The sequence below is a fragment of the Haloparvum sedimenti genome, assembly GCF_001462205.1.
GTDB classification, from domain to species: domain Archaea; phylum Halobacteriota; class Halobacteria; order Halobacteriales; family Haloferacaceae; genus Haloparvum; species Haloparvum sedimenti.
In genome coordinates, this window is sequence record NZ_LKIR01000027.1 from 1 (window position 1) to 12,809 (window position 12,809).

Consider the following 12,809-nt stretch of genomic DNA (forward strand, 5'->3'; position numbering starts at 1 on the left):
GAGTTCCGCGAAATCGCGCTGATGTGTGTCGTCTATAACATCAAGCGCTTCGTCAAACAGTGAATCTCTACGCCTTACAGCGATTCAACACAGCCCTTCAACCCCACAAGGGTTCGTCTGAAACCCGCCGCGAGCCGAAGGTAACGCCGCGAGATACGCGGCTTCAACCCCACAAGGGTTCGTCTGAAACGCCGCGGTCGGGGCGGGAGAGGACGAGGTAGCCGCGGCTTCAACCCCACAAGGGTTCGTCTGAAACTACGTGTCGCTGATCCGAGCCAGCATGGACAACCCGGCTTCAACCCCACAAGGGTTCGTCTGAAACCGTGGACTTCTCCGGGATCGAAGTGCGGCCCGAGGTGCTTCAACCCCACAAGGGTTCGTCTGAAACGGAGAACGACCCGGACGACGACGGGCCGAGTATCTGGCTTCAACCCCACAAGGGTTCGTCTGAAACGGGGAGGGCACGCCGCCGCTCATGCCGACCACCGGCTTCAACCCCACAAGGGTTCGTCTGAAACACCCCTTCCGCGCTACTCGTCGCGGACGCGATCGACGCTTCAACCCCACAAGGGTTCGTCTGAAACCGGCGACCGCGGCCCGATCCAGACGGAACAGGGCGAGGCTTCAACCCCACAAGGGTTCGTCTGAAACGGGTGACTGGCGCGGTCCGCGCTTCGAGGAGGGCGGCTTCAACCCCACAAGGGTTCGTCTGAAACGACGCCACCGAAGCGCACCCGCAGGTGTACGTCGGCGCTTCAACCCCACAAGGGTTCGTCTGAAACGGAGCCGTTCGCATACAGGTCCGCGAAGTCGTCGGCGCTTCAACCCCACAAGGGTTCGTCTGAAACGTTCACCGACTCGGCGTCGGGCACCCCGCGGGAGACGCTTCAACCCCACAAGGGTTCGTCTGAAACGCCCGCAAGCGTGGTGTGGTCCGGCGGCACCGTCGCTTCAACCCCACAAGGGTTCGTCTGAAACTCGTCGCCGCCGTCGCCGTCCTCGACCGTCGCCGTGCTTCAACCCCACAAGGGTTCGTCTGAAACACCTTCGGGATCGCCGCGCTCGACCCCGACAAAGAAGCTTCAACCCCACAAGGGTTCGTCTGAAACGCTCCGGTCGAGCTCGTCGACGAGCCGCCCGAGCTCGCTTCAACCCCACAAGGGTTCGTCTGAAACGGTGGTCAATTCGGGCACCACACGCCCGCTATACCTTGTGCATACACAAGTGTTTCCGTCGACCTGCAATAGTCCCGAAAACCCCCGGGGGTCGACAACTGGCGCAACAGCCCTCAGAGAAAACGGCTGTCCTCGGCGGGATCGTCACCGTAGACGGCACGGTCGACGAGAGCTTCCGAGGAGAGTTCGTAGATGATCACGCTTTCGCCGGTAATGAGGAGGTCTTCGATAGCGTTCCGGAGTGCGGTGAGATCCCCCTCGGTAATGTGTCCCTCAAGCACCGAGTTCTGTACATGGGTAAGGTACCGTCGGCATAGCTTCAGCATTCGCTGTGTCCGTTCAGCCTCCATGTCGTACACGAGTACGACGTAGATCACCACCACCTCCGGAATCCGTCGTACTGTTCACCGGCGAGGAGATGCTTCTTCAGCTTGTACGCCTCCAGCCGGAGCAGATACTGATAACTCACGTTCCTGTCGAGCCGTGGATGCTCGACGGTCTCTTCGAGCGTTTTCTCGAACTCCTTCGTGTACGTCTTGCGCCCCGACTCTGAGAGGAGGCAAGCGCCCACTTCCGAGCGAAAATCGTCACCGGATAGTTGACCACGGTTGAAGAGCCGAAACATCACCCTGTCGGCGAGTACGGGCTTGAACAGGTCCGCGATGTCGAGTGAAAGCGAGTAGCGCCGCTCGCCGGGCTCGTGGAGGTAGCTCACGCTGGGCTCGAGCGCGGTGGCGCGAATCGCCGAAACGCAGTTGGCGTACACCAGGGAGTTTCCGAACGAGATCACGCTGTTGACTTCGTCAGTCGGTGGATCGAACTCGCGGCTCCGAAAGGGATACTCGTCGGGGAGGATGGTCGAGAACGTGGCGTAGTACGCCTTTCGAGCCGTCGCCTCGACTCCCATGAGCTCGGCAACGTCATTTGTTTCGTCGACACGTTCCGCGGCCGCGTCGAGTTCATCGAGAGACCGCTCCAGCTCTCGTCCCCGGCTGTCGTAGTACGCGACGTTCGCCCGCATGTTGTGAATGCTTCCGGCGACGAACTCTCGGGCGATCCGGAGTCGCTGCTGTTCGTCCTCGTACGCGTTCACCTGCGCGACGACCGTTCGTCCGGACCGTTGTCCCTTCTCGGGAATCACCGACCCCGAGTAGTAGTCTTTCCATCCGAAGACGTGTGCCGCGACACCCTCACTGTTGAGAAACGAGACGAACCGCGTGTTAAAGTCGATCTGTCCGTGGAGAAACACGGCTTCGGCATGCTCCACGGGAATATGCTTCTTGTCCCCGTCGTCGGTGACGACACGGAGCGTGTCGTCGCGCCGTTCGATGCGCCCGTCGGAGAATACGTGATAGTTCTTGTCCATGTTAACACCAGCAAAAGTCGTGGTACGCACAGGCCGAGCAGAACGGCTTCTCCGTCGCTTCCGGCGGCGTATCGCTCGTGATAACCTCGTGTATTCCGCGGATCGTGTCCTCGACTTTCGCGCGGCGGTCGGCGTCGAGCGTGACCGGTTGGCGGCGTCGTTCGGTCGGATGAACGAGCACCCCATCTCGCTCGGCGTCCGCGAACTCCTCGAGGTACCAGAGGTAGTACGACAGCTGCATCGTCGCCGGCTCCTCAAGCGACGAGGAGGGTTTGACTTCGACGACGCGACCGTCCTGCAGGAGATCGAGCGACACCATCCCGAGCGACAGGTTCTCGCGTTCTTCCTCGTAGGCGGTGTCGTCCACGCGCTGGCCGCGGACGACCGCGGGGTTCTCCCGATCGATCTCCAGGTGGCGGCTGGCGAACCACAACTCCCGCTTGCAGACGACGTAATACTGCATCATCACGCCGGTCACGCGGAACGGGTCGGTTTCCGCGTCGCCCGCAGCCGTCCTCCGGAGCCGATCGACGGGGTCGACATCGTCCGCATTCTCAGCTTCGTTCTCGCCATCGTTCCGAGCGTCATCGTTTTCGTCGGGACCGGTCGGCGGTGTCACAGGAGTCGCGCCTCCACCGTGTCGTCCGGGGTCACGACGCCTTCGACCGCGTCGAAGTACTCATCGAACCGCCCCGTGTGCGTCTCGACGTGGAGCCGACCGTCCCGTTCGTGGATCGGGTCGCAGTGTGCAAACGTCTCCTCAGCTTCGTTGTCGTACATCGGCACGGACACCTGTTGCGGTTTCAACAGGCGCTGCTTCCGTTCGACCGTTTCCCAGTCGTACTCGCGGTAGGCCCGTTTCAACTCCTCGACGTGAGCCGTCTCCGCGGGCGTCCGCGTGACGACCACTTCAGCCGCCGGCCGCTGATCGATCAGCGACAGTCGACCGAGCGTCTCCGCGTTCGCCTTCTCGACGTACTCGACGTACTCGGGATTGCCGACGCCGCGTTCATCGAGTTTCTCGAAGTAGGACTCGACGGCCGTTCGTGTCACGGCGTACTCGGCCATCGGCCGTCCCTCGTACACGTCCGCGAGGGCCCGTGCCGTGAGCTTGGTCAAGCTATTCCCACCGTAGTCGTAGACGGCGGCGGATGGCGTTCGCTCACGATCTGCGGGCGGTTCGAGAGCCCAGACGGTCACGAGCCCAGTGTCCCGGTCGAACGAGCGGTTACACCGGCCGGCAGCCTGTACCAGCCCGTCGAGCGGGGCGAAATCCCGAAATACGCGGTCGAAGCTGATGTCGACGCCCGCCTCGACGAGCTGTGTCGACACGAAAATCACCGGCAGGTCGCGTTCCGTCAGCCGGACTGCGACGTCGATGAGGTGCTGGCGATCGACGGGCCGGTGGCGCGTCGTGAGGTGGACGAAAAGCGGCCGGTCGTCGGACCGTCCGTCGAGTGCTCGTGCGATCGTCTCCGCGGGCGTGGTTTCTCCGCTTTCCTCGTCCCGGTCCGCGCCCGAGAGCAGTTGATCGTATTCCTCGTTGACCACGATCGGATCAGCGTACTCGACGACCGACTCGGCCAGTTCTCGGGCACTGTCGATGGTGTTGCAGATGGAGAGGACGGAGGAACCCTCCGTTGCGGCGTCCGCGATCCGTGTCGCAGCGTCGTCGTACCCAACTGGTTCGGGGTCGCCATCGAGTGCTGCCTCGACGGACCGATGTAGGTCGAATCGGACCCGATCGAGGCCCTCGTAGTAGCTCTCGGTATCCGGGACGAGCTCGACGGGTTCATCACCCTCGTCGTCGAGGAGCTTCGGTTGCGTGGCGGTCATGGCTATCACCGTTGCGTCGTACTCCTCGATCAGCAGCTGGATCAGCCGAGAGACGAGCTCCCACCAGCGGTGCGGAAGCGCCTGTGGTTCGTCGAGGACGATCACGCTGTCGTACAGCGACGGGAGCTTCATCGACTCGACGTTCGCTGGCCCGGCCAAACTCTCGAACAACTGGACGAACGTCGTGACGACCATCCCCGACCGCCAGCTCTCTCCGAGAACCGACTCCGCGTCGGCGAGTGAGTCGTCAGGCGTTTCCTCGGACTCAGTGACCGCGTCCGGAAGCGGCACGCTCGTCTCCGAGAGGTGGTGATCTACCGTCAGCACGTCGCTCTCGACGCGATCACTGTCGAACACCTCCTCGCTTACGTCTGCGACTTGGTCGATGATGGAGGTGAACGGAAGTCCGTAGACGAGTCGACCGTTCCCGGGCTTATGGTCGAGCACCGTCAATCCGGCGTCGAGCCCAGTTAGCGTCTTCCCGAGCCCGGTCGGCAGCGTGAGCGTGGCCACGGCTCGGTCGGATTCCGCGAACGTCCGCGCCCGCGACCGCGCTGCTCTCCGTGCCCGTTCGCGCTTCTCGTTTAGCGTGCGGGTTCGGTCGTCGATGCCCTCACGGTCGGCGTCGCGGTGGAGCGATCGAATCTTCGCGTCGATCGCCGTCCGTCTCGGGGTCGTTCCCTCGTAAGCCGCAAGCGGTAGATCCACGGTCTGTGTTAGATGCCTGGCACTCGTCTTGTCCGCCAACACGAGGCTGCTCCAGACCTGGAGGCATCCGTCGTAGAACCCGGCTTCGAGGAGGTCCGGCGCTTCGAGTGCGAGACCCGGGCCACCGAGCACGTGCTCGGCGATGTCGAGGATCTGGCCCCGGTCGCGCGCCCGCTCGGCCCACTCGCAAAACTCCACCCACGACCCCGCCCCACCGGTCGCGCGGTGGATGAGTGCATCGGCGACTTCCTGTTGGTTCTCGTCGATGTTCCCGATCTGTTCGAACGCCTCGACGCGGAAGAGTCGGCGGAGCGGTCCCGCGTCGAAGTCAGCGGCCGCCCTTCGGACGTATCCTGCCGTGTCCGGAAGCCGCCCGTGATGTTTTGCGACGGCCAGAAAACCGACCAGGGGGTCGTCATCGCCGAACCCGGCGACATCGAGCGCGTAGTACGCGACCAGCGCGCCCAGCGGTGCGTGATGAGACGGTCCGTCGACGGGCGGTGCGCCCTCCGCTGCGTGCAGATGCTCCTGGAACCACGTCGTGAGCTTTCCGATGTCGTGTATCCATGCGACCCGACGGCCGATCTCATCGACCCGGCTTCCGCCCGCGGTCGTTGCCGCGTCGGAGGTGACTGCCTCGACGCGCTCGGCGACGTCCGCGAGATGCACGTCGAGCGGAACCGCCTCACCGTCTGCCGTTCGCAGGTGTGAGGGCGGCGAGTCGATGTCCAATTCGGTCACCCGAACATCACCCGACGACCGTCGACGCGGGCCGTCTCGACGTCGTGGACGTGTACCGGCTCGGCTTCCGGTGAGTAGGCGATCGTGGTGAACCCGGTTGTCGTCCGACCGCCGTCGTCCAGGGCCATAAACCCGGGCGAACGCTCGACCCGAACTGGTGATCCTGGCCGGAGTTCGATGTCGTCCACCGCCTCGACCACGGTCGATTCGACTGCCACGTCTCCAGTCTCGCACGGTTGCACGTCGTGCGTCCCGAGGTACTCGACCTCAGCGAGATGTTCCGACAGACCGAGGCTCGGTGGATAGTGGCTCGTTCCCGACTCCAGATGGCCGCGGAGGTCGTCGAACAACGCCTCGTCGGCGAGCCGGAGATCGATTCGATAGGCGGGATCGACGAGCACCTCGTAGTTGTGCTGTTGACGGAGCTCGGTCGGATCCGGCATTGAGATGCGTGCGTGCCCTCGCGTCGGGACCGTTTTCATGTGCTCTTTGGCCGTCGAGAGCGTGTTCTGGGGCAGGTTCATCGTTCGCAGTTCCGTGAGGGGTTCGACGGCGACAGCGGACCGGTCGGGACCGAATGCGTCGTAGTAGCTATCCCTGTCGAGTCCGAGGATCGCGGCCACGATCCCCGCAACGGTCGTCCGCGGGGGGACCCGATAGGTTTGCTTGACGATGTTCCCCTCGACACGCCGGAAATGGCCCCACGGACCGCGGAGCTCGAAGGAGAGGCACTCCGCCGCCTCGTCGCATGCGTCAACCAGATCCCCGGACGAGCGATCGCTCATCAGTCGCCGGAGGTGGTCGGCATCGTCCCTGCGGCCTCATCGTAGACGTCGATCACGTCGACAGCGTCGTCGCCGACCGCCTCACGAAGCGCGTCGTGGAAGCCGTGGTCCTCCGTCCCGTCACCGGCCGTCAGGTGCTCTCCGTCGGCCGTCAGGTCCAGGACATCGCTGACCGCGACGCGAACGCGCTCGATCCGGTCGCTGTGGCGGTTCAGGCGACCAATCAGGGTCGTCGCGTCCACGGTGAGGTCGCGAACGGTCCGGATCTCCTCGACGGGCTCGGACGCGGCCTTGTCGACGCCGATCTCGCGGCTCAGTCCGCCGATGTGGAACCCTTCGTCCGCGTACTCGACGCGGAGGTAGAGACGGGGCTCCTGACCGACCTTGCTCCGGCTGATCGTCTGGTTCTTGATCGCCCGCCAGCAGAGCGTGTCCAGCCGCTCGACGTCGGTCGGAGCCAGTTTCGTGTCCTCAGCGCCGTGTTCGTCGACGAGCCCGTGGAACGCGATGAATCCGTACTGGATGCGGTGGTCGTCGAGGTCGAAGCCGCCCTGCTCCTTGTCGGACCCGGTCGCGATGACGCTCGTCAGGCTGTTGTACTCTTCGTTCTCGTTGACGGCGTGGATCGTCTTCCCAGGCGAGAACTGTACGGGCCCCGTGAAGTGGCCCGGGAGATACTCCTCGAACCCTTCGTAGGTCCCTTGCATGTCCATGCTCATCGTTGCGCCGAAATACCGAACGTCGGCGGCGGCGTCCAGGAAGGCACCGAAGACCGCCTCGCGGAGTTCGGCTTCCTCCTCGTCATCGAGATCGCCGAGGTCCCAGTCGTCGGGATCGAGAGACTTGAGACAGTTCTCCAGAAGTTCCCAGCGCTGGGCCTGATTCCCTTCTTCCCCCTTGACGTTGCGCACGTAGACGCCGTGCCCGTCGGCGTCCAGCTGGTCGCGAAGGTACCGTTTCAGACGCACGTCGGTGACGATCGCCTGCTCGGTTCGCGGGTCGATACGGGGGCGATTCGCCCCGCTCAGGGGATTTCCGTTGGGGTTGGCGTCGACGGCGTCGTAACAGAAAACGATCTCGGAACGGTTCTCGACGGACTCGTACTCCTCGTCTGCGTAGGCGTGTTCACTCATCGGTTGGTGGGTGTGTCGGCGTTCTCGTCGGCCTGTTCGTCAGTCTGTTCGTCCGCCTCGTCGTTCGGGATCCAGTTGTTCATCCCGTAGGCGACGCCGAGCGCGTAGTAGTACCGTAGCTCGCTCGTGTCGATCTCCCAGCCGCCCTCGGCTTCGGCTCGTGGGAGCGTCTCCACGAGTTCGTCCACGACCTCCGCGTACATCGTCGACGACATCCGGTTCTCCCGGGAGTAGACGACGTTCTTGTCGAGGACGTCGCCCGCGAGTCGCTCGATCTTCGATCCGGTGACGGACTTGATCGAGTACTGGTCGATGAGGGTCGTCGACCGGTTCTCCGAGGACTGCTGATAACTGGAGACCTGCCCGACGAGGACGCCGAGCAGGAAGCCGCCGCGGCGCTGTGGGTTGTCCGGTGACAGCGCTGGGGTCTCCGTGAGGAACTGTTCGAGCTTCTGCGCCCGTTTGACGGCCGTCGATCCGCCGTCCGTCCGTGCGCGTAATGGTGTGTCGTTCGTCATCTGAGGGGTTGCGTAGTTCGGCGCTTTCGTGAGTGGTTCGTCGTCGCCCGCGAGCAGGTCCGCGGCCGCGAGCGCGCTGAGCTGTGCGTGCTGCATGGCGACGTACACCGTGGGAAACTCCTCGTCAGTCTCCTCGATCAGCCGGTCGACGTACTCCTCGAGCAAGCGCTCGACGGGGATCGATCCCCCGGTAAGCGCCGCGACGAGCGCCTGAATCCGGAGGTCGTCGGCCGACACCGTGTCGTCATCGTCCGGTACCCCGAACGTCGTTCGGAAGTAGGCACCCCCGGCGATGGTGCCGACCAACGTCTCCACGTCTTCACGCAGGAGCGGCCAGTTGTCGAACGTCGGCAGCGCGGGCCGCACGTCCGGGTGCGGGAGCCGTGCGTCGTCGTCGAACGCCCATGACGCCAGGACGGACGCGTGTTCGCGAGCGAGGTCGACCGGAGACATCAGCGAGGCGTTCATGTTGTCTCCAAAGACGTCGTACCGCTTGGTCTGGTGCTGGAGGACCGCGGCGACGTAGAACTGCAGCCGCTCCGCGTTCGCGATCTGACTGTTCTCGTGTGTGTACTGCTTGTACACCTGCTCGACCGGCGTCAGGTCCCCCTCCTCGGCGACGTTGTAGAGCATCCAGTAGAGGTCTCTCGCGTCCTTCGGCGTCGGGCGCCCGAAGAAGTACGGGAGGTAGTAGATGTTCGACTCCAGCGTGTAGTACGAACAGGCGTCCACGAACGTTGACGCGTTCATCAACGTGACGGCCACGTCCTCCGAAACCGGGTGGGAGCGCCACGCCTCGTCGGGGTCGAGCCCCGGGAACTTCTCCAGCTGCTTGCCGAGGAAGTAGTTCAGGGGGTCCTCGGCGGTCCCGACGGTCCGCCCCTTGCGGCCGGTCACGAGGTCGACCGCGTCGCCGACGGAGTTCGTCGCCGTACCCTTCGAGACGAGCTTCGAACGCTTTCGTGTGCGCATCGCCTCGTTGAACACGTCGGTACCGCACGCGCCCGGAAGCTCATAGTCGCCGTCCGGGTCGAGCTTGACCGCGACGGTGGTCAGCGCGGTCGTCGATCCGTCGATCCGCTTTCGTACCGCATCGACGATCGCCTCCTCGGTCCCGTCTCGGTCGCCGAGTGTGGCAAGTGCTTCGACGATCCACCCGTCTTCGTGGTCCGTGACGGCATCCTGGATCACGTCATCCGCGGCCCAGTAGCTGAGCCGCTGGTGCAGATACTCCGCGACTTTTTCCGGTTCCTTCCCGGCACCTGTCCGATGCGTGATGCTGTGGTCGAACCCCCGCGCCGCATTGTACCACGAATGAGCGACAGCCTCCACGTCGTCTCGCGTATACTGACGAAACTCGACCGGTCGCTCGGGATCGAGTCTGGGTTCGTCTCCCGACAGGTCCACGCGAAGGATCGCCAGGCTCTCGGGCTCGCCGAATAGGTCGGTCGATTTCTCCGGCGTGAGATAGGAAGCATACTCGCCGCCGCCCGCAGTCGCGAGCGTGTAGAGGCGGCCGTACAGGTATTGGAGGTCGCGGAGCGAGGAGATCGGACGGTCCGGGAGCTCGCCCGCGAGCTCGTCATCGTCGTAGTCCTTCCTGAACTCCGCGGGAGTCGGTAGCAGGCTCACGCGCCGTGAACCTCCGGAGCCGGCTCGCCGAACGGCCCCTGCTTCTCAGCGACGTTCAGGAACCCGAGTCCGAGGGCGTTCCGCTCCCCGAGCCCACACGAGAGGGCGAGGTTGAGGTGTCGGCGGTGGTGGTCGTCCCGGACGGTGTAAGGGAACCGCCACTTGCTCAACACGTACGTTAGGGTTTGTCCCTGCGTCACCTCGACGGGGACGGCAAACGTCTTCAGGAGTTCGAACTCCTCGAACAGCTCTCCGGGCCTCTCGCTGGGACCCGGGAGGTGCTCGGGTGCATGCCGGCCGTGTTTGGCGTCGAGGTTCGCCTCCAGCTGGGTGCGGAGCGGCTCAGTCCCGTACTCCGGCCGCCAGTACGCGGCCGTGTCACCGCCGGGGTGGTCGATCCCGTAATCCTCACAGCGCCACGGCGGGATCCGGACGAGGAGCCCGGTTCCGGTTTCGAGGACGCCCGAGCTTCCCGGTTCACCCACGTCGGGATCGAGGACGGAGAGGTCCTCGACCCGGAACGGCATTTCGCCGATATTTAACTCGGGCTCTCGCTGGAGATCCTGGGCGACGTGCGTCAGGAGCTGTTCCTCCGGAGACGAGACGAGCAGCGTCCGTTCGTCACCCTCCCGCATGTCTCCCGGAGGAAACGGATTCGAGAAGGTGAATCCCGGTGGGTCGTCCGTGTCGTGAGTGTCCTCGTACGCCGTGTCCTCCAGGGCCTGCCACATCCGTCCGCGAAGCTTGTGGTGGTACGCGTTGTCGTACGCGGTGTCCGCTCGCGCCGAGAGCCGGGCTAGAACCCGCATGGACTCCTTTTTCTGGCGCCATCGTGTTTGTCAATAATCATTACGCGGTAGTAGTTCATCTTAGTTCAGGGTGATAAATGTTTGTGTGAACCCGCTTCGGGTTCGTCTGAAATCCAGGGTTAATTTCTACGGAACGGTCGATCAGACCGAAATCTGACCATCCTGAGAACTCGTCCGGATCTCCTGTCCAGATTCGTGCATATGGGCCCGCTGGTGGTCCTTTTGTCGAGTAGTTTCTGTTGATCCCCAATCTTCGGACACTTCTGGGAATTCGTGGACGCGAACGCAATCGTTACGAGGTCTCAAAGGGACCGAGAGAGACTGGTGCCACTCGGAACGTTGGCGGGTCAATCACTCCCAAACGGTTTCGTAGTCGCTATCGGAGATGACGCCGTCAGTCGTGATGATGGCGTCCGTTCCCCGTGCTCGGTGACTCGCGACGATCAGGCCGTCATGGATGCTGAACTCACCGACGACGGAAGCATACTCGGCAAGTTCAGCTTCGTCGATCGATGCAACGGAAATCGGACCGTTTCCGATCAAGGCCTGACGTGCTTCGTCCGGCGACCCAGAGAGTGTGACACCTCGGACATCCTTATCTCGTGAGACGGAGTACAACACCTCAGCGAGTGCCGTGCTCGGGGCCTGAATAACCGTCTCTCCGGCCTCGGCCTCGGCAAACACCTGATCTGCATGGGAGGGTAGCCCGTCCACGAGGTACACCAGCAACGAGACGGCGTCCGCAGTGTACGTCGGCACGTTACGCCTCCTCGTAGTTTTGATCGCGGCGGTCGCGTACCCGCTGTTCCAGTTCTTTCGCGATCTCTTCGCGTTTCTCCGCGGACGTGTCGTCCGGAACGAGCATCCCGCGACCGCTCGTTCGAGTACGCTTTTTGACGACGATGCCCTGGTCAGTGTCGACCCAGACGACCTCGTCACCGGGCTCTAGACCGTACTTGTCACGGAGGTGTTTCGGGATCGTTGCCTGTCCCTTCTCCGTGATCCGCGTTGCGGTACTCATATGCAGTAATACGTACCGTAATACCTTAAAATTGCGGTAGTGCATGTTCGTAGAGATGGTCTCTAACGCTCCCGGCCGACCGCGGACGCCGACCGGGTGGCGTAGTGCATGTTCGTAGAGATGGTCTCTAACGGCAGAAGCCGTATCTTCCACCCGGTGTTGGCTGGACGGGGGGATTCAGATGATCGAGGAGCCAAGCTTCGTAGCCGGCGGGGCTGGCTCTCCCACGAAATGGATATTCGTCCCAGGCTCCGAGGTGGAGTTCGCTTCAACCCCACAAGGGTTCGTCTGAAACCCTTCTTCGGCTGCAGTTTTGTCTCCCCGATGAGCTGCTTCAACCCCACAAGGGTTCGTCTGAAACCCGTCGTGTCGATGTCCTCTTCGTAATTACCGAGAGGCTTCAACCCCACAAGGGTTCGTCTGAAACCCTCCAAGTTCGCACACACACATGCGCCCCGCACATGCTTCAACCCCACAAGGGTTCGTCTGAAACACTACCTGTTCGTGAACCCGTCGGAGAAGCGGCTGCTTCAACCCCACAAGGGTTCGTCTGAAACCGGGGAGGACACCGATCACGTCCGCGACCCTGCCGCTTCAACCCCACAAGGGTTCGTCTGAAACCGTTCTTGTAGTCGCGCCACACGGACCCGCAGGTGTGCTTCAACCCCACAAGGGTTCGTCTGAAACTCTCCGGACGCGACGCTCGCGAGCGCCGAGGCGTCGCTTCAACCCCACAAGGGTTCGTCTGAAACCCGTCGGGTGGAGATCATCGACGAGCGCGGTCATGCTTCAACCCCACAAGGGTTCGTCTGAAACAGCTGCCGGGCTCTACACCACTGTCTTCGACGTTCGCTTCAACCCCACAAGGGTTCGTCTGAAACACGCGATCAGCGAGGACAGTGGATCGTCCGGGGGCGGCTTCAACCCCACAAGGGTTCGTCTGAAACGCGCTGGATAGCGTCGCGTAGCTGGTCCTCAATCGGCTTCAACCGGCTGTGTTGAATCGCTGTAAGGCGTAGAGATTCACTGTTTGACGAAGCGCTTGATGTTATAGACGACACACATCAGCGCGATTTCGCGGAATT

Annotated in this window: 10 protein-coding genes and 2 CRISPR repeat arrays; all 10 genes read right to left on the reverse strand. The window is 63.0% G+C overall.

Translation table 11 applies throughout. The annotated features are described in order from the left end of the window. The first annotated feature begins 94 nt into the window (after positions 1-94). A CRISPR array of direct repeats spans positions 95-1,175; the repeat unit is 30 nt; unit sequence GCTTCAACCCCACAAGGGTTCGTCTGAAAC. 113 nt (positions 1,176-1,288) lie between these two features. Continuing rightward, entirely contained in the window at positions 1,289-1,549 is a 261-nt protein-coding gene (gene cas2, locus AN233_RS01425) for a CRISPR-associated endonuclease Cas2 (protein WP_058365101.1), read from the reverse strand. Then, the gene (gene cas1b, locus AN233_RS01430; protein WP_058365093.1) at positions 1,549-2,541 is read right to left on the reverse strand and encodes a type I-B CRISPR-associated endonuclease Cas1b; all 993 of its coding nucleotides are present in this window, start codon (positions 2,539-2,541) and stop codon (positions 1,549-1,551) included. Before cas1b ends, cas2 begins: the two co-directional genes overlap by 1 nt. 1 nt (position 2,542) lies before the next feature. Next, a complete protein-coding gene (gene cas4, locus AN233_RS01435; protein WP_245625948.1) occupies positions 2,543-3,019 on the reverse strand; it encodes a CRISPR-associated protein Cas4 in 477 nt (158 codons plus the stop codon). 137 nt (positions 3,020-3,156) lie between these two features. Then, positions 3,157-5,826: a CRISPR-associated endonuclease Cas3'' gene (locus tag AN233_RS01440; protein WP_245625946.1), complete on the reverse strand. Its 2,670-nt coding sequence runs from the start codon at positions 5,824-5,826 to the stop codon at positions 3,157-3,159. Then, positions 5,823-6,611 (reverse strand): type I-B CRISPR-associated protein Cas5b, encoded by a 789-nt coding sequence (gene cas5b, locus AN233_RS01445; RefSeq protein WP_058365095.1) that lies wholly within the window; start codon positions 6,609-6,611, stop codon positions 5,823-5,825. Before cas5b ends, AN233_RS01440 begins: the two co-directional genes overlap by 4 nt. Then, positions 6,611-7,744, reverse strand: a complete 1,134-nt coding sequence (cas7b, locus tag AN233_RS01450; protein WP_058365096.1) for a type I-B CRISPR-associated protein Cas7/Csh2 — start codon at positions 7,742-7,744, stop codon at positions 6,611-6,613. The genes cas5b and cas7b overlap by 1 nt, the downstream gene beginning before the upstream one ends. Beyond that, positions 7,741-9,894 (reverse strand): type I-B CRISPR-associated protein Cas8b/Csh1, encoded by a 2,154-nt coding sequence (gene cas8b, locus AN233_RS01455; RefSeq protein WP_058365097.1) that lies wholly within the window; start codon positions 9,892-9,894, stop codon positions 7,741-7,743. Before cas8b ends, cas7b begins: the two co-directional genes overlap by 4 nt. Then, the gene (cas6, locus tag AN233_RS01460) at positions 9,891-10,703 is read right to left on the reverse strand and encodes a CRISPR-associated endoribonuclease Cas6 (protein ID WP_058365098.1); all 813 of its coding nucleotides are present in this window, start codon (positions 10,701-10,703) and stop codon (positions 9,891-9,893) included. Before cas6 ends, cas8b begins: the two co-directional genes overlap by 4 nt. A gap of 351 nt (positions 10,704-11,054) precedes the next feature. Further along, positions 11,055-11,462 (reverse strand): hypothetical protein, encoded by a 408-nt coding sequence (locus tag AN233_RS01465; RefSeq protein ID WP_058365099.1) that lies wholly within the window; start codon positions 11,460-11,462, stop codon positions 11,055-11,057. A 1-nt stretch (position 11,463) separates the two neighbouring features. Beyond that, positions 11,464-11,724, reverse strand: a complete 261-nt coding sequence (locus AN233_RS01470; protein WP_058365100.1) for an AbrB/MazE/SpoVT family DNA-binding domain-containing protein — start codon at positions 11,722-11,724, stop codon at positions 11,464-11,466. A gap of 265 nt (positions 11,725-11,989) precedes the next feature. Further along, positions 11,990-12,671: a CRISPR direct-repeat array (repeat unit 30 nt; unit sequence GCTTCAACCCCACAAGGGTTCGTCTGAAAC). The last annotated feature ends 138 nt before the right edge of the window (positions 12,672-12,809 follow it).